Consider the following 24111-nt stretch of genomic DNA (forward strand, 5'->3'; position numbering starts at 1 on the left):
AAATCGCATGAAAGACTTCGTCCATCGCCTTCATCATGTCGGTGTCGTCGTCAACGACCTGCAGGCCAGCCTTGACTGGTATCGGGACAAGCTTGGGTTCGAGCACCAGTACAGTTTCACCTTGCCTGGCGCGCAGGTGGCCATGCTCGTTCGCGGCGAAGCTCGGCTCGAAATCTTTCAAGTCGAAGGTGCTGCCCCGATGGCAAGCGAGCGAGAAGACATCGAAACACTCCTGAAACGCGGTGGCGTCAACCATTTCGCGCTCAATGTCGATGAACTGGAAGAGACCATAGCCGCTCTGGCGGCCAAGGGTGTTGAAATCGTCATACCGCCGTCCTCCGTCCCCAACCATTCCGGCGATCGTTTCGCTTACATCCGAGACAATGACAGGATGCTGGTCGAGTTGTTTCAATCGGCATCCCGAGAATGAGTGCTGCGATATCGGCCCCGGAATGCCTGCCGGGGTTTCCTTATCGTGCAGCACCGCGTCTTGCATGTCAGACGACCGATCCATCGTCCCTGAATGTTCGGCATGGCTGTGCATTCGCTACCAGGAGTATTTCAATTCCGCTCGAACATAGTTGCTGTCACTGCCTCCGGCGTCGTGAAGCGCCGAGCCGACCTGATAATGGACGACCTCCAGCGCCCCCGTGAGAACGGGAGTAAAGCGGTAGTCCGCCCTGACCTGCAAATAGGCTCCGGTCCATGCCGGCCCCTGACCCGCCGTGCCAGCCACGGGAACGCCTGGCAGGGTGTAGACGGCGTCATCAGTCGTCTGTCGCCAGAGCAGTCCGACCCCGGCCATCAGGGTCAGGTCTTCTGTCGGCTGAACGGTGACTGATGGTTTTACGTGAACGAGGTTGGCGTATCCGGTATGACCGCCGAGCGAGAAATAAAAACCGTTCGGAAACAGCGGATTGAAAGTGCCAAGCGTGCCGTCGCCTGCATCACCGTCGCCCGACGCCACGTCGAATTGCAGACCGATCCTTGGCGACCAGCTGACATTCTCGAAGGTGTAGCCGGTTCTCGCACCCATGGCCCAGGCCAGAATATCGGCCGAGCCGACCTTGCCGACCTGTCCCATCGCTTCTGCGTCCCAGTCGAAACCAGCATATTTGCCGGCCGTCCGGATGTTGAGGATATGCCTGTCCTCCTCACCTGACGAGGTGAGAAAGGTGGCGTCCCTGCGCTGATAAAGCGCGTAATATGCGGAGGCCTCGATATCCGGCGATAGCTGCCATTCCATACGAGCTCCGCTGAACATTGCATCGCCACTCGATCGATCATCAAAAGGGCGGTCATCGCGATACTGGACAGGCCGGCTGACAAGGCCATAGAAACGCCAGGCACCCGTCTCCCACCCGGCCCAGACAGCATCGAACGACTGACGGACATTCGGCCCATCGCGCGTCGAAACGAACCGCTCCACGTCGAACGCAAAGTCTTGACGGCCAACCCTTGCCCTGAACGTCCCGCTGTCGGTCTCTTGCGTATAGCCGATGAATGCCTGCCGAAGGTCAGACCGGTTTGCATCGTTGGGACCGACTACCGTTTTGTCGAACGCACGTACATCCTCGAACTGTGTGAACAATTGCCAGTTTTCATTCAGGTGAACATCGATATGGAACTGCGCGCGCTGCAACCAGTAGGAGTCCCCGGGATTCGCGCGCACGGTTCCGAAAGCCGGCGCATCACTGACTTCGAAGATTTCGCGCAGATTGAGCCCGAGCGAGATGTAGCTGTCGGGATTGGAAGAAAACAGGGGAATGTATTTGAGGTTGTCCAGCGGCTCAGTCCGCAGTTTTGGATCTGCGAGAATCGACCAGTCCTCCCGCGACCTGTCGGCTTTTATCGAGGGCCTCTGCGGCTTCAGGCCAGAATCATCTGCTACGGCGGACTGGTAGTCCCATTGAGCAAAGGCGAGGGTCGCAAGAAAAAGCAACGGTAATCGTGCCCTGGATACGCACCAAAAGCCAAGCGTTATTGCAAGACGTGAGGTGGTGCATCTCTGTTGGTCAATCCTCTGTTTGCCTTTCGACCTTCGGCACATGGACACATCCTGTGTTGTTTTTCATGAGTGGGCGCCGCCCTCCGTCACTGGCACAGCGTGCGATGGACGGAGAAATGAGTTGAAGCGGCTACGAAAGATTATGGAATAAATCCCATATTCGCGGTTGGTGCGGTACGTTGCGAAGATGCTCTCCCGGGAGAGAGACCGGTGCCGACGTTGTCATTCGCTTCTTCGCCTTGGTAGCCCCCGGTCGTGTGAAGCCGTGTCGCAAAATAAGGAACGCTTTGTGGAAATTGAGGATCTGAGAATATTCGTTGAAGTTGCTGATGCAGGCGGAATATCATCTGCAGCGCTGCGACTGGGCATCTCCAAGTCGATGGTCAGCCGGCGGATCACCAGGCTAGAAGAACAGCTCGGCGCACAGCTCTTTGCAAGGACGACCCGTGGCATAGCGCTCACGGAAGCAGGGGCCACATTCCGCGATTACGCAGCCAGGACCTCAGCTGAATTGGATCTGGTCCGCGAAACGATCCTGCCCGCCGGCAAGCTTCGAGGCCGAATGCGCGTAGCCGTTCCATTGTCATTTGGTCCGACCTGTTTTGCTCCCATCCTCGCCCGGATGGCCAGCCAACACCCGCAGCTACAAATCCTTTCTTCCTATACTGATCGCTTCGTGGATCTCGTGGGGGAGGGTTTTGATTGCGCAATCCGGTTGGGGCATCTGTCGGACTCGAACCTTGTCGCAAGACGTATCGGGCCGATCTTTGGCAAGCTGGTTGCAAGTCCTGCCTATATCGAGGCTCACGGCGCTCCTGAGGCACCGGACGAGATTGTGAAGCATCAGGTCGTCATGCGGGACGCAGAGAAGTGGCAGTTCATGGATGGCAACGAGATCGTATCGGTGCGGCCCCAGGGACGCTTCATAGCTGATAACGCAATGTCTCTCGTAGCGGCCGCCCTGGACGGAGTCGGGGTCGCATACCTGCCAGAGCCGTTGGTCGTGGATCACATTCGTTCGGGTGCGCTGGTTCCAGTCATGACGCGTCATCCGATTCCGCCGGCCGGCATCTTCGTCGTGAGGCCACCCGGCCAGTACCCCTCTCGAAAAGTGCGAACCCTCACCGAGATGCTTGTCGCACGATTTGGATCGTCGTCCGTTAGCGAGGGGACGTCGGCTGCCGGCAAGATATTTTAACGATCGGCGCAGGTTAGTGAGGTTCCCTGCACCGAAGCCATGAGAGCCGACTGAAGCGAAGACCATAAAACCGCTCCGGCAGAGATATAGCATAGTGATCCCGTATGGTGCGGAGACCTGCCGGAAACACCAGCGTTGAATCATGACATCGCTCGCACCTCCGTCTGCCGCGGAAAGAGAATTCCTCCAGAAGATGTCTTCACTCCGCTGACAAGGAGTGGAGCGTCATACCTTGCCGGGCACCACATCCCGAGCCTCGTGTGCAGATGTGAAGCTGATTCAGGCAGAAACGGGAGCAGGCAGCGAGCGACGATGGCGAGCCCATGGATCTGCTCCGCCAATGTCGCACCAAGACGGTCCGAAATCCTTTGCCGCTCCGTATGGCTGAGCTCGCCGAGCAAGGCCTTGGCATCAGACCAGGGCGCTTTCCGCGTAAATTCCCTGTTCGCGGACCCCAGATAGGAAAAGATTTCTGTCAGGCCGACGTGAAGCTCGTAGTTATCGAAGGCATCCAGGATTTTTTCGGGAAGACGCGCTGCTTCGCGAACAAGGGCACTGTCGGGAACGGCTGGCGTTACGCCGGAGAAGGACGAAGACAGTAATGTGAGAACCCGATTAAGGAGATTTCCAAGCTGTCCGCCGAGTTCTCCCGACCACGCGGCCTCGAGCCGTTCCTCGGAGAAATCCCCATCGTCGGCCGAACGGATATGGCGGAGCAGGTAATAACGAAGTGCGTCCGGAGTCTGGTAGTTTTGAACGAAACCATCGGGATCGATGCCGTTGCCGGTCGATTTCCCGATCTTCCGCCCGTCGGCGGTCAGGTAGCCATGAACGTAGATCGACGATGGCAGCGGTAGGCCAGCGGAAAGGAGTATCGCTGGCCAGTAGATCGCATGGAACTTGGATATCCCCTTTCCAATGAAGTGAATGCGTTCGCCCTGGCGCGCCCAATATTGGCTGAACAGCGCCGCGTCAGAACCGTAGCCGAGCCCTGTCAGGTAGTTTGCCAGGGCATCGAACCAGACATAGATAACTTCGTCGCTGCCCGGCACGGGCACTCCCCAGCCGCGTGCCCGTTCGGCACTGCGCGACACACTGATGTCCTCGAGTCCGCGCCGGAGCAAGGCAAGTATCTCGTTTCGCCGGTGAACCGGCACGACCTGAAGCTCCTCTGTCTCGATCAGACGAAGGATACTGTTGCCATATCGCGAGAGGCGGAAGAACCAGTTTTCTTCCTTGACGACTTCAAGCGGGATACCGTGCTCCGGGCATCGGCCGTCATCGAGATCTGGTAGGTCGTAGAACTGCTCACAGCCCACGCAATAAAAGCCCTCATAGCTCTTTCGATAAAGATCACCATTTTTCGCGCATGCGTTCCAAAGTGAATGAACGCAGGCAGCATGTCTTGAATCAGCGGATGTGCGGACGAACGCATTGTTCGATATATGGAGGCGCTTGCCAAGCTCTTCGAAGCGGTCTGCATTTTCGCCGACGAAGTCGGCCACGGGGCATCCCGCTTCCTCCGCGGCACGGACGTTCTTCAGGCTGTTATCATCCGTCCCGCACTGAAACCTGACGTCGTTGCCGAGAAGTCGAAAATGGCGAGCATAAGCGTCGGCCTGCACGAGCTCGAGCGCAAAACCCACATGTGGTGCGGCATTGACGTATGGAATCGACGTTGTGATGTAAGTCGTCGTGTTACTCATTGGGATATCCTTGTGGAAGTTGAATATCCCTCAAGGCGGATCGACCAATGAAAACCGCCTTAAGGGCGGTCCAAGGTGCATAAATAGCGCACAAAATCCGCCACGCTAGGAGCGCAGCATCATCATCGTGGCGTTGGCAAAGAGTCTGTCCATATCCTCACTGCTATCATGCGTAGACGGCGGGAACAAGATAGCGACTGACAGCTTTGCCGGTGCCGAAGCGGCAAATGGCGAAACCGTTCTTCCCCGATCAGACCTGCCCGGCCGAGTTAGTGATGGGGCACGGCATCAATGTTCGACCCACCACTTTATCGGCCTTTACTGTCAGACGTCTGTATCGTGGTGACTTTCATTACTGCCGCAGGAAACGGGCCAAGCAGATTATCCGTCTCGGTGCGTTGGGCCGGATGGGCGTGGCGTTTCCCATTGCGGGCAGCCAGGCGGTGCGCGTTCCGCATTTGGTGACCGGGTATTGCAAATAGCGAGACTACCCAACCTATGACAGCAACGATACCAACCATGTTGAAAGGTTGGCCGGCAAGAAGAGAGGCATCTCGGGTCGTCACCTGGAAGGCGAATGACGAGGGAGCGTGGCGGCACAATTGAAGTACGCTAACAACATGGGAGGTAAAAAATGGCAGATAACGGACCTGATCTTATCCCGGCTGAACGCCAAATCGCTGCCATCATCAGCCGCGCGGACAGGATGTTGGCTGCTGCCGTTTCGATGGCTTTGGAAAAGGCGATTGAACAGGCTGCCCATGACCTGCAAGCAATCGGCCAGGATGGCGCCACGCCGGTTCTGCAATATTTTGCAAGCGTCGTTCATCAGCAAATGTATTGTTTGATGTGTGGTGCGGACCCGGACACTCTTCAAGGAGGTGATCCGGATATCGCCTGCCACGTTATCCGCAACAGCCAGAACATTGCTAAACACTATTGGTCGGCGGACATCGAGCCTTATCCAGCCAAGTGAGAATAGTATTGTTGGGCGCTGGCATTCGCGATCTCAACGAGGCTTTGCAAATCGTCGATCCTCTCGCTGGCGTTCCTCGTTGCAGGACACAGTTTCGCGCGCGGCGAGACTACAGCGACGCCCGATCGAACGTTAGAAGAGGGCTATATGTACGGGGTTGCTGCACTTCGCACGCACTACCGATGAGAGGCCGGCAAAATCTTTTAATCATCACCTGGGGCTGCGTGACTGGAAATCAGTCTGCGATCCGGGTGTCGGAGGCAAGCTGGTTCGTGGGATGAGGAGTGGAGAAGAGAGGATGACGATCAGGCGGCGACAGCAATCCGGGCGATACATGGCGGTCGCACTGATCACGGCGCTGGCACTTGCATTGGGCGCCTGTGCCTCGCGGCCCGGCTCGTCCGTCCTCACTCCGGTGGCTGCCGTCGAGGGCGCAAAGCAGGTTACCATCTTCGTTGCGACTACGCGGGCCACCGATCCGATAGCACCGGCCTTCCTGACCGACCGGATCACGGCCACAACTACCTATGTTCGCTATGTCGTTTCCATTCCGCCGACCCACCGACCGACCGAGATCGAATGGCCGACGGATGTGCCGGACCCGACCCGGCACTTCGCGATCGTCTCGTCCGAGCGCCTCGATGAAAGGCAGTTTTTTGCAGAAGTCGGGGCCACTGCCGCTCGCGGAGAAGGGCTCGGCCGCGACGTTGCCATCTTTGTCCACGGCTTCAACAACAACTTTCCGGAATCGCTGTTCCGCGCGGCTCAACTCACTGCCGACGTCCAGGTCGCGCAATCGGCGGTGCTGTTCTCGTGGCCTTCGAGGGCAGCGATCACCGGGTATCTTGCAGACAAAGATGCAGTGACCTTCTCGCGTGATGCGCTTGCCCGGGTGGTCGAACGGGTCGCTGGCGACCGCCATGTCCGGGGGATGAAACTCTATGCTCACAGCATGGGGGCCTGGCTAACTATGGAATCTGTCCGGCAAATCCGGATCGCCAAAGACGAGCGCACTCTCGGCAAGCTCGTCGACCTCACGCTGGCTGCGCCAGATATAGACGCGGAAGTCTTTCTTCAACAACTTCGAGTCGTCGGCCGGCTGCGCTCCCCCGTCACAGTTCTGGTCTCCAGGAAGGATCAGGCGCTGTCGATATCCAGGTTTATCGCCGGAGGGCAATTCCGTGCCGGCGCAGCCAACATCGACGACCCCCGGGTTCTCGTCGAGGCACTGAATTCAAACCTCCGCGTGATTGACATAACCAATCTGGCCACGCAGGCGGGAGCCGGTCATGATGGTTTCGCGGCCTTCGCCTCTATCTATGGCCGCCTTCCGCAGAGCTCAGACGGAAGGGTTGCTTCCGACATCGGTCCGGGCGTCTACGAGCTTGGTGCCGCTGACAAGCTTGAAATGCTCGACGCCCGACTGGTCCAACGGGTTGCGGATCGAACGACCGTCGAGCGCTAGGCAGGCCGTAGTCACGATTTGAGCATCGTCATCATTTGTTTATGCCGAGGAGATAATGGCGGCGAAATTTGCCTGGTTTTTTCATGGCGTCCTCACGCGCGGACTTCGGCGGCCCGGCGCAGCGCGTCCAGCATATCTTCCGGTTCAGGGCGCCTGGTATAATCAGGATTGACTTCGCAATAGAGGATCATGCCATCCTGACCGAGCACGTAGCGCGCTGCCTTTACTGCAACGAGAGGAGGGGAGCACGTCTTCTTGCCTGGTATCGCTGGTCTTCTTTGGCTGACCGAGCGGAATTAATCCGCAGTAAAAAGCATTATGGTTTGCAAGCGGTGCGGATCATCGATGCGGTCTCCCGGCGTGTGCAGCAGGGGCGGTGCCTCTCTTTCACACGTAAATGCACAACTTCTCCTTCCCTTGGTTGCTGGCAAAGGGAGCGCTCCCTCGAAACGCCAGGAATAGGCTCCGCTCGTCTCAAAAGCAGACAGCGACTTGACGAGGGTGGCCAAATATGATTGATTGTTGACAATCGATCAACGACGAAAGGACTTGTCGTGAACGCCCGATCATCTCAAAATTTCGTCCGTATTCCGAAAGCGACCTTTCGCGCCCATATCGTTGACGGCCTCCGAAGCGCGATCTTGAGTGGTGAAATCGCGCCAGGCGCTCAGGTCACGGAGTCGAGCCTTGCCGAGCAATTCGGTGTCAGTCGCGGCCCCTTACGCGAGGCCATGCGGCAACTCATTGATGAGGGCTTGCTCGTGACGATTCCCTACACCGGGACGCATGTGGTGGAACTGTCGGTCGAAGATATTCGCGAAATCTATTCGATGCGCGTCAATCTGGAGATTTTCGCCTTTGAGCTTGTCTGGGGTCGCCGCGATCAGTCTTTCCGCGAAGGTCTCCATGCCCGTCAAGCGGCGCTGACCCGCTGCATCGATGCCGAGGATGATGTCGCAAGCATCGACGCGGAACTCCAGCTTCACGGCTTCGTCTACGAAGCTTCCGGACACAAGATCCTTCTCAAGACCTGGGAGAGTATCCGCGGGCGCCTCCAGCTCTACTGGGCTGCGCATCACCGAGCCCACGGCATTCGCGGCCCCCGGCGCGAGGGGCACGACAGTTATGTCGAAAATGCGCTCGGCGACGACTTGGAGGCCATGCGTTCCGAAATCAAAAATCACATGGCGCGCGGTGGCCAGCAAACTGAAGAATTTCTGCTCGGATTGGCACCTCAAGCTCCAGACCAACGACATCTTCGCGCCGGAGCCTCGAAATGACGGTTGCCGAGCATCACAAGCTTTCCGTCCTGATGATTGGATGCGGAAATATGGGGACGGCGATTGCAAGCGGCGCAGCCATACGCCTGCCAGGGATCGATATTACCGCCATCGACCCCAATGTCGAAAGAGCCAGGCAGCTTCTGCCTCAGCAGGCTCCCGTCAAGGTGCTTGCCGATTTCGAGGAGTTGGGTGAGCGCCATTTCGATGTTTGCATCGTGTCGGTGAAACCACAGCATGTCGAGGCCGCGCTTCAAGCAGCACAGCAATATCTGTCTGGCGCGCTGATTATCTCGATTGCCGCTGGAATTCCCATTCAAAAATTGCAGGACGCCACTCCCGGCCTCCGGCGCTTCGTCCGCGTGATGCCCAATCTCCCGGCTTTGGTGGCCTCTGCCATGAGTGTCGGCTTTGCTGATGCAGAGGTTCTTTCCCCAAACGACAGGAAAGTCGTGGAGGAGATTTTCGGTGCGATCGGACGGTTTTGCTGGCTGGCCAGCGAAGGCGACATCGATCTTGCGACAGGCGTGACGGGAAGTGGACCTGGCTATGTGTTCGCTTTCACCGAATATCTTCAACGTGCCGCTGAGCAAATGGGTTTTCCACACGACCTGGCCGAGCAGTTCGCGCGTCAGACCGTGATCGGCGCGGCGCGGCTTCTCGAACAGGATACGCGATCCGCGCATGATCTGAAAGTCGCCGTAACCAGTCCCGGAGGAACGACGGCCGCCGGACTGGCGGTTCTGGAGGCGCCGGAAGCACTTCCGTCACTTCTCGCCAAAACCACGGCAGCAGCGGCCGACAGGGCCGCAGAACTCGCAGACACCCAGCCATAAGAGCCGAAAAGGCCGAAACCGGTTATGAACCACAGAGGAACAGAGTAATGAAAACGACGCGCAGAACTATAGTTGCCATGGCCGCCGCAGCGATCGCCGGTATTGCCATGCCCGCAATCGCTCAGGATGCTTCCACACTCGATCGTATCAAACAGGACAAACAGCTTCGCATCGGCGTTACATCGGCCGAACCGTGGTTCTTTAAGGATCCGATGACCGAAAAGTGGACCGGCGTTGGCGTCGCGATGGGCGAAAAACTGGCAGCCAACCTTGGTGCCACACTGGTGCCGGTCGAAACCACCTGGGCGAATGCTGTCGCAGCGCTTCAGGCCAATCAGATCGACCTCATGTTCGTCCTTGATCCGACGGAAGAGCGTAAGAAGGCAATCGACTTTCCGGAAGCTCCGCTCTTCTACTATGCGATGGGCGCGCTGATCGCGGCAGATTCCGAGGCAAAGACCTGGGAAGATATCGACAAGGCAGGTACGCGCATCGGCGTCACGCTTGGCACTTCGCTCGACAAGAATGTAACGGCGCTGGTGAAGAACGCCGAGATCAACCGTTTCTCCAACAACGATGAGGCGATCGCAGCATTTGCATCAAAACGCGTCGACGTCGTCGTGCAGTTTCATCCGGCGCTCGTCGTTCAATACTCCCGCTTGAAACTTGGCAAGGTGATACTGCCGACACCCGTCAACCCGGTGCCCACAAGCGCCGGTTTGCGCAAAGAATCGAATTCCGCGTTCCGCGACTGGGTAAGCGAGCAGTTCGCAGCGCTGTACAAGGATGGCGTTCCAGATCAGATCTTCGGTGCCTATCTCAAGTCGAAGAGCATCGATCCCACCGGAATTCCTGGCCTGGTTAAAGAAGCCTGGAAATAACTCTCGGGCCCGCAGGAGGGGAGCGCTCGCTTCCCCTCCTGCGTACTCACATTTCGGACGAAAGGATGATCGCCAGCGATGCTTGCGCGATCACGGCTTCGCTTATCCAAGGATCTGCTTCTCATGAGCTATCAATGGGATTTTTCGGGCGTATGGTCCAGATGGGACATATTGGCGGTCGGACTCATCAACACCATAAAGATCGCCGGAATTTCAATCGTTCTCGGCGTGATCGTCGGTCTGTTTCTCGCTTTTTTCAAGCTTTCGCCAAGAAAATATCTATCGGTTCCGGCCACTGCTTTCATCGAGTTTTACCGCAACACCCCACCAATCATCCATTTTTTCTGGTTCTATTACGCGCTGCCGGTGCTGGCGAATATCAGTCTCGACCCATTCGTTGCGGCGGTCCTGGCTCTTTCCACGCAGTCGGGAGCGTTCTACGCGGAAGTTTTCCGTGGTGGCATCATCTCGATTGAGAAGGGACAATGGGAGGGCGCGCGTTCGCTTGGCATGCGGCATTCGCAGCTGATGCGGCGCATCATCCTGCCTCAGGCGATCACCCGAATGTTCGCTCCGTTCGTCGAGCGCTCTTTCGAGCTGACGAAGACGACGGCGCTCGCATCGACGCTTGCCTATGCGGACCTTCTCTATCAGGCGATGATCGTCAATAGCGAGACCTTCCGGCCTCTCGAAGTCTATACGACGATTGCCCTGATGTACGTCATCCTGCTTGGAACGGCCAGTACGCTTGCCCGTATCGCTGAAGCACGCCTGACGGCCTATCGCTGAGGAGCACGACAATGGATTATCAATTTGATTTCGAACTCGTCGTCCAAAGCCTGCCAGTGCTTTTTCGCGGATTGCTCGTAACGGTCCAGTTGTGGCTGCCGAGTATCCTGATCGGCCTTGTGGCGGGCTTTTTCCTCGCTCTTGCGCGGCTGTCAAGGAATGTAGCCCTTCGCGTACCGAGCCTGTTCTACGTAGAGCTGTTTCGCGATACGCCCGTTCTGATCCAGCTTATCTGGTTCTTCTATGCCTTCCCGATCATCATCGGGGTTCAGTTATCGCCGTTTACAGCCGCGCTGCTCGGCCTCGCCCTCAACACCTCGGCCTATTCCGCGGAAATCTTCAGGGGCGGCATACAGTCGATCGCCCAAGGGCAGTGGGAGGGTGCGCGAGCACTGGGCATGCGACACTCAAAGATCCTGCGACGGATCATTCTGCCGCAAGTGTTCAAGCGAATGCTGCCAGCCTTTACGAACCGCGCCATCGAAGTCGCCAAGATGTCATCGCTCGCATCGGTGCTGTCCGTGCACGAACTGATGTATCAAGGTCGGCTGCTCAGTTCGACGTACTATCGTCCGCTCGAGATTCTGACGACCGTCGCCGTCATCTATTTCATCCTTATCTATCCCGGCACCTGGCTGTCCGCGCACATCGAGAAGCGCCTTGCAGCGAAAGCCTGAGCCGAACAAAGGAGATATCGCAATGAATGAGCCTATCCTTCGTGTCTCGAACCTGCAAAAGTGGTTCGGCGACCACCATGTCCTCAAAGGCATCGACTTCTCCGTCCAGGCAGGAGAACGCGTTGCAATCATTGGTGGCAGCGGCTCCGGCAAAAGCACCTTCCTTCGCTGCCTGAATTTCATGGAAATGCCGACGAGTGGCACCATTGCCCTGGACGGCAAGGAAATCGGCAGACCGCATGGCAAGGACGTTGGACGCCGATATCCGGAATCCGAACTCTGCACCGTTCGCGAGCGCGTCGGCATGGTCTTCCAGCAGTTCAATCTCTTCCCGCACATGACCGTTCTCGAAAACGCCATGGAAGGTCTGGTGACCGTCAAGGGCGTAAAGCGTGAGGTTGCCCGAGAACGGGCCGCAGCGGAATTGGAGAAGGTCGGCCTGAGCAGCAAGTTGGACGCCTATCCCGGCCGTCTTTCCGGCGGGCAGCAGCAGCGTGTCGCAATTGCCCGATCCCTGGCCATGGAGCCGGAAATCCTGCTGTTCGACGAGCCCACTTCCTCGCTCGATCCTGAACTGGTCGGCGAGGTTCTGCGGGTTATCCGGCAGCTTGCCGAAGAAGGGCGCACCATGCTCCTGGTGACGCACGAACTTGGGTTTGCCTACCACTTCGCAACGAAGGTTATCTTTCTGGCCGATGGCGTCTTTCACGAAGTGGGCACACCCGACGAGGTTTTGAAAAACCCCAAGCAGGAGCGTACCCGCGCGTTCCTTAACCGTTTCACAGAGTTCGCTTTCTGAACCTGCGGATCTAAACAATTTCAAGAATGAGGAAGTTAGGAAAATGAACGCAGTCACCGCCAGCGATACGAGTTCTCAAGGGTATGTCGCGGACAGCCGCAATGAGGACGTGCTCGTCTATGTGAATGGTGAATTCTTCAAGCGCGATGAAGCAAAGGTTTCGGTCTTCGATGCAGGTTTCGTCCTGGGGGACGGGGTCTGGGAAGGCGTCCGTCTCGTCAATGGCAAAATCATCGCCCTCGATGAACATCTGGACCGTCTCTACGAGGGCGCGAATTCGATCCAGCTCGATATCGGCATGGATCGTGGGGACTTGACGGCATCGCTGCGGCAAACCTTCGAGAAGAACGGCATGACGGATGGGGCGCATGCTCGCCTGATGGTCACGCGCGGCAAGAAGAAGACGCCGAACCAGGACCCGCGCTTCGCGCTCGGCCAGGCCACCATTGTCATCGTTGCGGAATTCAAAACGCCGAAACCCGAATCCAAGACGAACGGCCTCTCGCTCCTGACATCGACGATCCGTTGCAGCACGCCCGATGTATTCGATCTTCGCCTGAACTCCCACAGCCGCCTGAACTTCATCCATGCCCTTATTCAGGCCATAAATTCCGGCGCCGACGAAGCCTTGATGCTCGACCCTCATGGTTTTGTCGCAAGCTGCAACTCCACCAACTTCTTTATCGTTCGCGGTGGGGAACTCTGGACCTCGACCGGGCGATACAATTTCAACGGCATCACGCGCAAAAAGGTGATCAAGCTTTATTCCGAAGCCGGACATGTCGTGCGTCAGCAGGATTTTACACTTGCTGAAGTCTATGGTGCATCCGAGGCGTTCGTCACAGGTACGCTTGGCGGGATCACACCGGTTACCCGGATCGATGGCCGTAAAGTGGGCGAGGGAAAGCCTGGGCCGGTCACGCAGCGGATTGCCGACCTTTACGCGGCATATATTTCGGGGTGAGGGCAGGGGAGTCTCGATGGTCACGCTCGACCCTGCCGGGGCTGGAAGTCAACCGCCTTCGCAAAGACCGCTATTCAGGATCCCTCATCGTCTGAGGGCGATCGTGCGCGCCGACGAAATCTGGCTTGTGGTTCTTGCCGGGTTCGTTGGCGTGATTGCGGGGTGTTTCGTCGCCATTATGGTGGCGATCGTTCAATGGTTGCATCATGTCCTGTTCGCCATCAAAGGCCATGAGGTCAGTGGTGCGGCGTTTATCGATCCCTGGCGGGCAGCCTGCGTTCCTGCTATCGGCGGCATCATTCTTGGTCTGATCGGCTGGTTATCCGCGCGCCGCTCGCGCGTCTCGATCATCGACCCCGTTGAGGCCAATGCGCTGCACGGCGGGCGCATCCCAATGGCGGGAAGCCTGTTATTGGTTTTGCAGACTATGGTGTCGAACGGTTTCGGCGCCTCGATCGGCATGGAGGCCGGTTACACGCAGATCAGCTCGGCCTTCGCTTCCCGGCTTGGACAGCTTCTGCACGTGCGCCGCAGCGATCTTAGAACGCTGGTCGGCTGCGGTGCTGCCGGCGCGATCGCGGCGGCCTTCGATGCCCCCTTGACCGGGGCGTTCTACGCGTTCGAACTCATTATTGCGACATATTCCATCGCAACCTTGGCGCCGGTCGTCGTCGCCTCGATAGCGGCGGTGGGCACCATGCGTCTTTTGTTCCCGCAACAATCGTTCCAGGTGGGGTTTGCCGGAACGCTGACTGCATCGGATTATTCGCTCGTTTTCGTCATGGCGATCCTGAGCGCGCTTGTCGCCATCGTCATGATGAGAACGGTGACGCTGGTTGAGCTAATCTTCAATAAAAGCGGGCTTCCGGCATGGATGCGGCCGGCGATCGGCGGTTTGTGTGTCGGTGCCTTGGCCCTGATCACACCTGCTGTCCTGTCATCGGGCCATTCGGCTCTTCATGTGGGCTTCGGGGCATATTATACGGCGCCCGTACTTGTGATGCTGATCGGCTTGAAGGTGCTGGCCTCGGCTATTTCGATCGGCTCGGGGTTTCGCGGCGGTCTGTTCTTTGCTTCTCTTTTCCTCGGAGCCATGCTCGGCAAGCTCGTTGCTCTCGGCTGGATGCTCGTCTTCGGCCTCAAGATTCCCGGTCTGGTCGTTGGGATTGTCGGCATGTGCGCGATGGCAACGGCCGTTTTGGGTGCGCCGTTGACGATGGCGTTTCTGGCGCTCGAGACGACGGGAAGCCTGCCACTGACCATTGCGGTTCTTGCGGCTGCCGTTGTTTCATCGATCACCGTTCGACGTCTGTTTGGCTATTCCTTCGCCACATGGCGTTTCCATCTGCGGGGAGAATCGATCCGGAGCGCTGCTGACATTGGATGGATACGCGAACTCACCGTTGGAAAAATGATGCGCAGGGATGTTCGCACCGTCTCTGACGTCATGACGCTGGACAGGTTGAGGAGCGATTTCCCCCTTGGGGCGACCCAGCGTGTTACGGTAGTCGATGATGAAGGTCGGTATGTCGGAATTGTTCTCATCCCGGAAATTCACCGCGAGTTGCCCGAAGAGACGACGGCGAAAGACCTCGCTCGCTTCGCCGATACCGCATTGCTGCCGGACATGAACGTGCGTGAGGCAATGAAGGCATTTTCTACCGCCGAGGCAGACGCTTTGGCCGTGATCGATAGCAAGGCAGACAGGAGAGTGATCGGCCTGCTGGCCGAACAACACGTCCTGCGCAGATATAATGAAGAGCTTGATCGCAGACAGAACGAGGGAAGCCATAGATAGGTGGCTATTCCGTGGATGGATTGGAGATCCTGGAGTACTTTTTGATGTCCTCGAGTCCGCGCCGGGGCAAGGCAAGTATCTCGTTTCGCCGGTGAACCGGCACGACCTGACGCTCCTCTGTCTCGATCAGACGAAGGATACGATTGCCATATCGCGAGAGGCGGAAGAACCAGTTTTCTTCCTTGACGACTTCAAGCGGTATACCGTGCTCCGGGCATGAGAATCCGGTAAAATCTTTTAATCATCACCTGGGGCTGCGTGACTGGAAATCAGTCTACGATCGGGGTGTCGGAAGCAAGCTGGTCCGTGGGATGAGGAGAGGATGACGATGACGATCAGGCGGCGACAGCAATCCGGGCGATACATGGAGGTCGCACTGATCACTGCGGCAGCTTCACGGCGCCGAAGATGGCTGCGCCTTTCCCCAACAGGTAACGACCGACATCGGTTTGCCGCCCCACACGCTCTGGAACTCGTCCCGACGTCGGTCACTTCCTGCACATCGAGACCCCAAAAGCGATCGCGGAACGGATTACGGCGTGGGCCGAGTAACGGATCACTCGTCCAGGCCGATGTCAGGACCAGTTGCCGCGATGCCAAGTCAGAATACGAATGGCCAAATTTCACGGGCACCGCGATAAATCATGTCCAAGGCAACATAGAGGATGGCGAGTAGGCCGATATAAGCTATCCAGCGGAAGCGATTCAGCAGGCGCGCGATCAGGCTGGCGGCAAGACCCATCAGGGCGACGGAGACGGCCAAACCGAAGATGAGGACCCACAGGTGCTCCCGCGCTGCACCGGCAACGGCAAGCACGTTGTCGAGCGACATGGAGACGTCGGCGACTACAATCTGCCAGGCCGCCTGAGCGAAGGTCTTGCCTGGCGCGTTGCCATCGCCGTTCTCGCCTTCGAGGGCGTGCTCAGCCGCCACCTCCTGTCCGTGGCTGGTGTGCAATTCGCGCCACATCTTCCAACACACCCACAGCAGCAGGATGCCGCCGGCAAGCAGCAGGCCTACAATCGCGAGAAGTTGCGTGGCCAATGCAGCAAAGATCACCCGCAGTACGGTAGCGGCGGCAATGCCGATCAAGATGGCGCGGGTGCGCTGCTCTTTGGGCAGGCCAGCCGCGGCAAGGCCGATAACGATCGCATTGTCGCCCGCGAGCACAAGGTCGATCAGGATCACCTGACCGAGCGCGATCAGGGAAGCCATCGTCAGGAAGTCGAGCATGCAAGTAAGTTCCTTCTTCAGTCCGGGATCATGTCAGTTCCCGCCGTGGTCACGGTCTTGGGGCAGGGGTTGGCAGATTAGGCGGACGCCGACATTTCCGGCATCCGCAGCAGCACCGAGATCGCCTCGCCTAGCCCTCCGCTTCAGCGGAGGCAATTTTGCCTTCCAGTTCCTCGAAGTGACCGTGCACCTCAATGTCGTCGAGCAGGCCCATCCACAGCGATACGCACAATCCGACCATGACCAGCAGGAAAGGAGCCGCCGCAAGGATCGAAGCAGTTTGCAGGCCGCCGAGGCCGCCCATAACGAGCAGAACGCAGGCCGAGGCACCCGCTAGCAAGCCCCACAACACCACGATCGACGTCGCCGGGTGCTGGGTTCCCCGACAGGACAGCATGCCCATGACAACCGATGCCGCATCCGCACCCGAGACGAAGAAAACAGCGACGAGGAACATAGACACGGTAGACGTCAATGTGGCCGCCGGATATTGAGCAAGCAAGGCAAACAGCGATACGGCTGCGCCTTTTTCCGAGACGATCTCAACCAGCCCCCCTACACCGAGCAGCTCGGAATAAAGCGCCGTGCCGCCCATGATGCTGAACCAGACAAAAGTCACCGCACTTGGAATGAGGAGAACGCCAATCACGAACTCGCGGATTGTACGGCCGCGAGAAATGCGCGCGATGAACACGCCGACAAACGGTGCCCACGAAACCCACCAGGCCCAATAGAAAATGGTCCAGCCCGCAAGCCATTTGCCGTCGCCGAAAGCTGCGGTGCGGAAGGACATCGTGACAAGATCGCTGAGGTAGTAACCGAGCGACTCCGCAAGCGTGTCGAAGATGAACACGGTCGGTCCGATGATCGCGAGGAACAGGAGCAGCAGTGCCGCAACGATCATGTTCATGTTGCTGAGAAACTGGACGCCCTTGCCGACACCGGAGACTGCCGACAGGATGAACACCACGGTCAGTACGGCGATGATCGTAAGCGCGATAGCAGAGGATTCGGGTGTATGCCACAGGAAGTGCATACCGCTATTGATCTGTTGCGCACCAAGCCCGAGCGAAGTCGCGGTACCGAACAGGGTTGCTATGATGGCCAGCGCGTCGATTGCCTTGCCGATCGGTCCGTGGATGCGCTCGCCGAGCAATGGGTAAAAGCCGCTGGAAATGAGTGTCGGCAAATCGCGTCGGTAGCTGAAATAGGCAAGCGCCAGTCCCACGACCGCGTAGATCGCCCATGGGTGCAATGCCCAGTGAAAGTAGGAATACTGCATTGCGAGCAACGCCGCTTCCTTGGTCTGAGGTTGCGCCATGCCATGGGGTGGCGCGCCGAAGTGAGAGACCGGCTCAGCCACGCCCCAGAACATCAGACCGATCCCCATGCCCACGCTGAACATCATGCAGACCCAGGAGACGGTCGAGAATTCGGGTTTTTCGTCGTCGTGGCCAAGCCTGATCTTGCCGAAACGGCTTATGGCCAGGAAAATTGCAAGGATCAGAAAGAAGGCTGTGGAAGTGACAAAGCTCCAGCCAAACGACCGGATGATTGCATTCAAAGCAGCGGTCGTTACCACCGACAAGCTCGAAGGAGTCATCGCGCCCCAAAGTACAAATCCTCCAGTCACAAATATTGCCGGCCAAAAAACACTTATATCTATATTTTTGTTGTTTGATGTCATTCGTATTTCCCCTTGTGTTGGTAGTAATTTTTTTATGATTGTCTTCCAGAAGCAAACTCTGACGGGTTAATCAGGGCGGTTCGTGTTGTCTGAAATGGCTGCGGTGGAGAGAATTGCCTGTAGCTTGCGCAAGGCGTCCCCTTGGTATCCAGATTTGCCACGGCGGAACGACAGGGCATCCAGACACGAACCGCGCTGACTGCACACTCTCTTGTTGCTCGCAGGAGTGATGATGATCTCAGGGATGGTTTCGGGCTTAGGTGTATTCCGCCGGACCGTCGCGGCACCCTTCCAGATGTTCCGTCCAGACTGCAAATGTCTTAATCTTGTTCTGACGCCATGGAGTGGGCGCGCCGAGTCCTGACCGGCGTCCCCAAGGTCACACGACCCCTCGTCAGGAGTGGTGCCGTGAGTGTTCCTTATCTAACCGTAAAAACCTGTCATTAACTTGCCCGACAGCGACATGACGTCACAATATGGCGACAGCTTGCGTGCTGCCGAAAAAAACATGCGCAGGGAGTTCTTAATGGTTTTCAATGGCTTGTGATTATTTTTTTGGCAGAATGATTACATTCTTTGCATCGATCCCAGACGCCTTGAGTATGTCAATTTGCGACCTGATACAATCTTGGCAAAGAGTGCAGACGCAAGGGAAACCCGCGCGGGCGGGTGCGTCCCCAAAATATGTAGAGCGTAAGGGAAGGCACCCGCCCTCGGTAGAGGTCCAATGCGTCGGTGCGGAATTTTTTCCAGTAAACCGTTATCTTGCCGCCGGGCTTTTCCATGCTGAGGGCGAATGGATATCCGCCAAGAGCAGCCGTGGCACCCTCGGCAGTTTCACTCCCTTGCACCTTCGGAAAGCAGGCGCAGAACCGAAGCAGAAATTCGGGCTATTGCCAAACTATCCCTTCTTCATCAGCTCACGTCCGATACGTTTGGTGGGCTCGCTGCGCAACACAATTGCCGTGTTGACCGAGCCGTAGTGCGCAACAGCATCGATGATGTTTTCCCAGTTCGGCCGGCGACGGCACAATCCTTTCCGATGAAAGCAGTCTTCTCCTGTCAGCCTGAGGACCTCAATAACCTGTGGCATCTCGATGCTTTGTCAAACTGCGCGGCCACGCTGGTGAAGGCCTTGATACCGATACTATCATGATGCTGACCCGCGACGAAAACGAACGATTGTCGATACGCATGTCTCGCGTGATCTTGCGATGGTTTTGGCATGGACATCGTGGGGTCGACTGACAGCCTTTCGCGAGTATTCTATGGTTCAGGCGTAAATGTCTGGCGTGACGAGGCAGAGAGCACCGGGCCGTCCCGGCGAGACAGTCCGGAGTTGCGGTCTCCCTCCGATTTCGGGATGGTTGCCAAGGCTGTCCGGCAGCCATCCCCTGTTCTTTCCCGGGACCGCGTGTTGGGTGATAGTCCGCCTTGCAGGAAAGAGGACCGGATTACGTGCTCATTCCGGTATAAGTCCATTGGCGCGGAACCAGGCCACCTCGTCACGCAGGGTTTCCACAACCGGCCGGAAACGCAGGCCGAGTTCGTGCTCGCTCTTGGCCGGGTCGTAGCGTGACCGGTCGTTTTCGCCGGCAACGGTGCGCACCATCGCCCAGCTCAGCAGCACCGGGCGTCCCGTCAGTCGAGCGTAGACCTCGTAACCGGCGGCGAGCAGGTGCATTGCCCAGAGCGGGATGCGGCGAGCGGGTGCCGGCACACCTGCCAGCTGCGCAATCTGTGGCAGGAGGCTGGCCATCGTCATGTGACGCCCGGCCGCGAGATAGCGTTCGCCGCGCTGCCCCCTCTCGTCGGCAAGGATCATCGCCTGTGCAACGTCGCGTGCATCGACGACCGAGAAGGAGCCGGGCGGTATTCCGGGTAACCGCCGCAGCGCGACATCGATGACTGTCTGTCCCGCCGAGGTTGGTCCGATGTCGCCTGGCCCATGCATCCAGCCGGGCAGCACCATTGCGGCCCAAAAATCCGGATGGGCATTGAGAAAACCGAGCACAACGCGCTCGGACAGGATCTTGCTGCGATAATAGTCGTCGGCGTCGCGTGGGTCACGCAGCATGGTCTCATCGATGATTTTGCCTCGCGCGCCGTGCAGTACGGCAATCGAACTGGTGTGGACGAAGCGCCGTACACCCGTTTGATAAGCCTGCTCTAGCAAATGACGTGTGCCTTCGACATTGGCCGCATAGAGTGCGTCCCAGTGTCGACCGCCCTTGTAGGAATCGCGGAAATAGGCGGCGGTATGGAAGACAGTCTGGACGCCCGCGAGCGCCGGCGCATAACCCGGCGGGTCGAGTATGTCACCCGTCACGATCTCCACGTCGAGGCTGGCGAATTGCTGACGTGCCTTGTCCGGCGATCGCACCAGTGCCCGTACGCGCCAACCGGCCAGGATCAACGCGCGCACCAGATTATTGCCGAGAAGTCCCGTGGCCCCCGTCACAAAAGCGAGGGGCGCGCCGTTCGGTGAGGTCGGATCGTCTGTCATTATTCAACTCCACAATTGAGGGAGCCTGTTCTATAAGGCTGGACCATGGTCCATGGTCAAGGAGTGACGGCAATGCTGATTGGAGAATTTGCCGAGAGGGCCGGCCTCAGCCAGGACACTGTGCGTTTTTATGTTCGCAAGGGGCTGCTGGCACCGCAGTCGGGCGTCAAGGGAGGCCGCCATCCCTATCAGATCTTCAACGAGCGGGATGTCTCTACGGCGCTGATGATCCGCTTTGCGCAGTCACTGGGCATGCCGCTCAAGGAGATTGCCACGATCGCCAGCGAACTTCTCGGCGAAGGTCTGTCCGCTGAGCGGGAGATCGGGATCATCGATACGCAGTTGGCGAGACTGGAACAGAAGGCCGCAGAGCTTGCGAAGCTGCTTGATTATCTGCACGCCAAGCGCAACTGGATGGCGCGCGGCAAGCCCGGCGACGAGCCCCGGTTCTCCGGAGAAGACCTTTGTCTGACGGAGATTGCGCCGCCGGCTTCCAGCTGTGCGACCGTCATGGCGAGCGAGGAGGATCAAGGTGCCTGATGCACTCCGCCACCGGTGATCAGCCTTCCGGTATTGTTTCATCCCCGGCGACGGCTTTCCGTGTGTATTCGGCCAGGCGAGGGCACAATCAGATTGCTGGCTTGACCACGCTGATTTCGGTTTTGCTGTCGAGGACGATATGCAGGTCCCGGATCATGGCGGCTGCCTGCAGAAGAGCGTTTCGCACCTCTTCATCACTGCGCCATCCGCGTTCGATGGAGAGGGCAATGGTGTGGATGTCGAGGAGACAGTCACGGCCGGGACCGGAGGGCATTCCGATTGTTTCACGCATGTCGCGGATTGTTGTCACTGCCCGTTCCAGCATCCGTCGCTTTTGCCAGCTGTCGAGATGATCGAGCCTGTTGGCGTCGCGGACAAGTTCGGCGATGAAGCTGTTCGTCAGGGTCATGGCACGAGGTTGCCGGGTTGGCGTCAACAGCAAGACCGGCTGCCTGAATTTCGGGTGCCGGTTTTTGCGTCATTCCGTGACGCCGATGCATCACGGCGAGTTGATACTGAGGAGAGATTTCGCACCAGTTATTTTGTGAATTATTCCTATTTTTATCATTAGGTTGATGACTGTTTCATAAGTAATGTATGAGGTTGATGTGTCGCCGGGCGGTCTTTGGATGGGCCGGCCGGAGAGAGCAAGTCAGGTCATTGCGGATGACCGATGGCCGGACGTAGATGGCAAGAGTGTGGTGAGATCAACAGGAGTGAGGAGATATGAGAAAAGGAGCGTGCGAGATCCAGATTCGGTATCTCAAGGTTGCGACAATCAGCAGCTGTTTTGCCGCATTTTTGAGTTTCGGGGAAGCCGCGGCCACGCCGGCGGATATGACGGTGGAGCGCCTTCTCACCATCTGTGAAGCGTCCACTGTGCTAGAAGCGATGGTAAACGGCGACGAACTCGGTTGGAAGCGTTTAACCGATGCGGACATTGATGAGTGGCGTCGCAGCTTCGTCGGTCATAATGGCGGTTCTGTTGATGTCGTGGGGTGGCGACATGAGAGGGAAGGCGGCGCGGAGTTACTGTCGTTTTGGATTGCCGTTGGTCCTGATGGACACAAGGCGTGCGCCTTTACCACGCCAAGACCCGCCGGCTTTCTGGATGCGTTATCGGATCGGCTTGGGTCACCAGACAATCTCGACAAGAATGACGTTATCGAAAGTGTAACCGCGGCGTGGAAGCGGGGTGCGGTCGATTATTCCTTTGTTCAGGTAGGCTCGTCCGCCGTCATCAACATAAGCTCAAGTCGATGAGATGCACTATTCCCGAGGCACAAAAACGAGCACGTTAAAGCCCTCGTCAATATTGAATGTCTGCGGATTGAGCAGTTTGTCCCCATAGGTGGAACTGAACCAGCACGCGGTCTTCTCATCATAAATTGCCGTTACGGTTTCCCGGACGCTGCTGTTGATCGCGTTGACGATTTCGGTCCCTGCCTTGCCGCGCGTGTTGAGATGCATGAGTTTTTTCCGCGCGGGGCTTTCCGCATCGGAAACTGCGATGGATACCCTGTCTGTTGAATAGCTTTTGACCCGAACCCGCAGTCTCTTCGGGCGAGACGCATCAAACTGGTCGTTAATTTCTTTGATACGCGCCTCGATGTCAGCATCGGCCAGACGCACCTCCGGCAAAACATCATACGCCGGCGCAAGCCCGTCGCCAAATTGCGTGCGCGCAACCTCGGCAGCGTGATGCGCATAGGCAAGATGTGTCACGGGCAGTGCCTTCAGCCATTTGCGCCGTTGTGTGATTGCCATCGACTTTGCCGCCTCTTCGCCCAGTCTGGCGACGGAGAAGTTTTCTCTTTTCTGCCCCTCACTGGTCATCAGGGTAGCCTGCCAGGCATCGCCGTCGGTCGTCTCAACACGCCTGACGCCGGAAATGCCGCTTCGGTTGTTCTTGCGCAGAAGCACGGCCTGCTCGAGGTTGGTGGCGGGCGGAATGGCAAGAATGATGGCGTCGCGGTAGGCGCGTGCCTGACAGTAGGCTTCATCGCCGGAACCGTAGATACTGTCCTTGAACAGCCTGACAATCCTGTGGCCACGTCGCCTGATACTGACCCACCAGCCGGCGCCGTGGCGGACCCCGGCAGCTTCTTCGCGGCGCAAACCGTAACTTTCGGCGTCGTGTTTCGTCTGCCTCGATTGTTTTTCGATCGTCACTCCGGGCCCCGGCCTGTCAGATTTCATCGATGGAATTTTGGCATATCCAGGTTGTAGAATTCATGGTGAATCCTTGGTTTCGCCACAATGTTTGATTGCATTCTGTCGAGATTTTGACAGCTGATTGATTTTTTGAGCTCTGCTATCGAGGTTCGCAATGAATGACCAGCCCTCATCCTCTGACTTCATTCAGGCGAGTCGTGTGCTCAAGGTCAAGTCGCCTTTGGGCGAGGATCAGCTTCTTCCGGAGCGTCTGACGGTCGAGGAGGGCGTATCGCAGCTCTTCGACATTCGCCTGACCGTGCGAGCCAAGAAAGAAGCGGTCAAACCCGAAGAGCTGATCGGACGGCTGGTGGATGTGTCGGTCGAGGTCGAGCAAGGGACCGGCGAAGAGGGCAGCGGCATCCGCCGCCCCTTCAACGGCCTGGTGACGGAGCTGCATGAAGGCCCGCCGATCACACGCGGCATGCGCTCCTATGCGCTGACCATCCGCCCGCAGATGTGGCTGCTGTCGCGCCGGTCCGATTGCCGCATCTGGATGGACAAGACGGCGGTCGAGATCGTCGAGACGCTGTTTTCCGAACACGGCATTCCG

The 24111-nt window shown here is 57.8% G+C and carries 24 protein-coding genes and 2 pseudogenes; 17 read left to right on the plus strand and 9 right to left on the minus strand.

All coding sequences use genetic code 11. The features are described from left to right. Positions 1-7 precede the first annotated feature (7 nt). A complete protein-coding gene (locus tag O3S81_RS19120; RefSeq protein WP_269345744.1) occupies positions 8-430 on the plus strand; it encodes a VOC family protein in 423 nt (140 codons plus the stop codon). Positions 431-547: 117 nt separating this feature from the next. Here the strand turns inward: O3S81_RS19120 and O3S81_RS19125 are convergent, their stop codons facing one another. Beyond that, positions 548-2050, minus strand: coding sequence for an alginate export family protein (locus O3S81_RS19125; RefSeq protein ID WP_269345746.1), 1503 nt, complete (start codon positions 2048-2050; stop codon positions 548-550). A 247-nt stretch (positions 2051-2297) separates the two neighbouring features. Here O3S81_RS19125 and O3S81_RS19130 point away from each other — a divergent pair, with 247 nt between their 5' ends. Further along, positions 2298-3206, plus strand: coding sequence for a LysR family transcriptional regulator (locus O3S81_RS19130; RefSeq protein WP_269345747.1), 909 nt, complete (start codon positions 2298-2300; stop codon positions 3204-3206). Between the two features lie 140 nt (positions 3207-3346). Here the strand turns inward: O3S81_RS19130 and O3S81_RS19135 are convergent, their stop codons facing one another. Continuing rightward, positions 3347-4912 carry a methionine--tRNA ligase gene (locus tag O3S81_RS19135; protein ID WP_269345748.1) on the minus strand — a complete coding sequence of 522 codons (1566 nt, stop codon included), beginning with the start codon at positions 4910-4912 and terminating at the stop codon, positions 3347-3349. Between the two features lie 227 nt (positions 4913-5139). On the opposite strand from O3S81_RS19135, the gene O3S81_RS19140 reads away from it, so the two are divergent. The 3 genes from O3S81_RS19140 to O3S81_RS19150 all read left to right on the plus strand — a co-directional run bounded on the left by O3S81_RS19140 (position 5140) and on the right by O3S81_RS19150 (position 7353). Next, the gene (locus O3S81_RS19140) at positions 5140-5394 is read left to right on the plus strand and encodes a hypothetical protein (RefSeq protein WP_269345750.1); all 255 of its coding nucleotides are present in this window, start codon (positions 5140-5142) and stop codon (positions 5392-5394) included. Between the two features lie 152 nt (positions 5395-5546). Continuing rightward, positions 5547-5888 (plus strand): hypothetical protein, encoded by a 342-nt coding sequence (locus O3S81_RS19145; RefSeq protein WP_269345752.1) that lies wholly within the window; start codon positions 5547-5549, stop codon positions 5886-5888. Between the two features lie 298 nt (positions 5889-6186). Beyond that, positions 6187-7353 (plus strand): alpha/beta hydrolase, encoded by a 1167-nt coding sequence (locus O3S81_RS19150; RefSeq protein ID WP_269345753.1) that lies wholly within the window; start codon positions 6187-6189, stop codon positions 7351-7353. Between the two features lie 92 nt (positions 7354-7445). Here O3S81_RS19150 and O3S81_RS19155 read toward each other — a convergent pair. Then, positions 7446-7571 (minus strand): annotated as a pseudogene (locus tag O3S81_RS19155) (peroxiredoxin-like family protein); the annotation flags it as partial. A gap of 336 nt (positions 7572-7907) precedes the next feature. On the opposite strand from O3S81_RS19155, the gene O3S81_RS19160 reads away from it, so the two are divergent. From O3S81_RS19160 to O3S81_RS19195, 8 genes are all read left to right on the plus strand, one after another. Further along, a complete protein-coding gene (locus O3S81_RS19160) occupies positions 7908-8633 on the plus strand; it encodes a GntR family transcriptional regulator (RefSeq protein WP_269345755.1) in 726 nt (241 codons plus the stop codon). Next, the gene (gene proC / locus O3S81_RS19165) at positions 8630-9469 is read left to right on the plus strand and encodes a pyrroline-5-carboxylate reductase (protein ID WP_269345757.1); all 840 of its coding nucleotides are present in this window, start codon (positions 8630-8632) and stop codon (positions 9467-9469) included. Before O3S81_RS19160 ends, proC begins: the two co-directional genes overlap by 4 nt. Before the next feature lie 77 nt (positions 9470-9546). Continuing rightward, positions 9547-10350 (plus strand): transporter substrate-binding domain-containing protein, encoded by an 804-nt coding sequence (locus O3S81_RS19170; protein WP_269345758.1) that lies wholly within the window; start codon positions 9547-9549, stop codon positions 10348-10350. A 123-nt stretch (positions 10351-10473) separates the two neighbouring features. After that, complete coding sequence (locus O3S81_RS19175) at positions 10474-11139, plus strand: amino acid ABC transporter permease (RefSeq protein ID WP_269345759.1); 666 nt, start codon at positions 10474-10476, stop codon at positions 11137-11139. A gap of 11 nt (positions 11140-11150) precedes the next feature. Beyond that, positions 11151-11816, plus strand: coding sequence for an amino acid ABC transporter permease (locus O3S81_RS19180; protein WP_269345760.1), 666 nt, complete (start codon positions 11151-11153; stop codon positions 11814-11816). 22 nt (positions 11817-11838) lie between these two features. Continuing rightward, positions 11839-12615 (plus strand): amino acid ABC transporter ATP-binding protein, encoded by a 777-nt coding sequence (locus O3S81_RS19185; RefSeq protein ID WP_269345761.1) that lies wholly within the window; start codon positions 11839-11841, stop codon positions 12613-12615. Between the two features lie 43 nt (positions 12616-12658). Continuing rightward, positions 12659-13579: an aminotransferase class IV gene (locus tag O3S81_RS19190; protein WP_269345762.1), complete on the plus strand. Its 921-nt coding sequence runs from the start codon at positions 12659-12661 to the stop codon at positions 13577-13579. 16 nt (positions 13580-13595) lie between these two features. Then, complete coding sequence (locus tag O3S81_RS19195) at positions 13596-15377, plus strand: chloride channel protein (RefSeq protein ID WP_269345764.1); 1782 nt, start codon at positions 13596-13598, stop codon at positions 15375-15377. A 43-nt stretch (positions 15378-15420) separates the two neighbouring features. Here O3S81_RS19195 and O3S81_RS19200 read toward each other — a convergent pair. From O3S81_RS19200 to O3S81_RS19210, 3 genes and pseudogenes are all read right to left on the minus strand, one after another. Next, positions 15421-15594, minus strand: a pseudogene (locus tag O3S81_RS19200) (methionine--tRNA ligase); the annotation flags it as partial. A 384-nt stretch (positions 15595-15978) separates the two neighbouring features. Continuing rightward, positions 15979-16611 (minus strand): TerC family protein, encoded by a 633-nt coding sequence (locus tag O3S81_RS19205; RefSeq protein WP_269345766.1) that lies wholly within the window; start codon positions 16609-16611, stop codon positions 15979-15981. Between the two features lie 130 nt (positions 16612-16741). After that, positions 16742-18298 (minus strand): BCCT family transporter, encoded by a 1557-nt coding sequence (locus tag O3S81_RS19210; RefSeq protein ID WP_269345768.1) that lies wholly within the window; start codon positions 18296-18298, stop codon positions 16742-16744. Positions 18299-19094: 796 nt separating this feature from the next. On the opposite strand from O3S81_RS19210, the gene O3S81_RS26650 reads away from it, so the two are divergent. Further along, entirely contained in the window at positions 19095-19454 is a 360-nt protein-coding gene (locus O3S81_RS26650) for a hypothetical protein (protein ID WP_442864953.1), read from the plus strand. Positions 19455-19760: 306 nt separating this feature from the next. On the opposite strand, the gene O3S81_RS19220 is transcribed toward O3S81_RS26650, so the two are convergent. Further along, the gene (locus O3S81_RS19220; RefSeq protein WP_269345770.1) at positions 19761-20804 is read right to left on the minus strand and encodes an SDR family oxidoreductase; all 1044 of its coding nucleotides are present in this window, start codon (positions 20802-20804) and stop codon (positions 19761-19763) included. Positions 20805-20876: 72 nt separating this feature from the next. Here O3S81_RS19220 and O3S81_RS19225 point away from each other — a divergent pair, with 72 nt between their 5' ends. Then, positions 20877-21344 carry a MerR family transcriptional regulator gene (locus tag O3S81_RS19225; protein WP_269345771.1) on the plus strand — a complete coding sequence of 156 codons (468 nt, stop codon included), beginning with the start codon at positions 20877-20879 and terminating at the stop codon, positions 21342-21344. Positions 21345-21432: 88 nt separating this feature from the next. On the opposite strand, the gene O3S81_RS19230 is transcribed toward O3S81_RS19225, so the two are convergent. Continuing rightward, entirely contained in the window at positions 21433-21753 is a 321-nt protein-coding gene (locus tag O3S81_RS19230; RefSeq protein WP_269345772.1) for a hypothetical protein, read from the minus strand. 317 nt (positions 21754-22070) lie between these two features. On the opposite strand from O3S81_RS19230, the gene O3S81_RS19235 reads away from it, so the two are divergent. After that, positions 22071-22607 (plus strand): hypothetical protein, encoded by a 537-nt coding sequence (locus O3S81_RS19235; RefSeq protein ID WP_269345773.1) that lies wholly within the window; start codon positions 22071-22073, stop codon positions 22605-22607. 6 nt (positions 22608-22613) lie between these two features. Here the strand turns inward: O3S81_RS19235 and O3S81_RS19240 are convergent, their stop codons facing one another. Further along, positions 22614-23462 carry a hypothetical protein gene (locus tag O3S81_RS19240; RefSeq protein ID WP_269345774.1) on the minus strand — a complete coding sequence of 283 codons (849 nt, stop codon included), beginning with the start codon at positions 23460-23462 and terminating at the stop codon, positions 22614-22616. A gap of 211 nt (positions 23463-23673) precedes the next feature. Here O3S81_RS19240 and O3S81_RS19245 point away from each other — a divergent pair. Then, positions 23674-24111 (plus strand): contractile injection system protein, VgrG/Pvc8 family (locus tag O3S81_RS19245; RefSeq protein WP_269345775.1); only part of this gene is annotated, 438 nt, incomplete at its 3' end.

Source organism: Agrobacterium sp. SOY23 (assembly GCF_027212525.1).
Lineage (GTDB): Bacteria > Pseudomonadota > Alphaproteobacteria > Rhizobiales > Rhizobiaceae > Agrobacterium > Agrobacterium tumefaciens_I.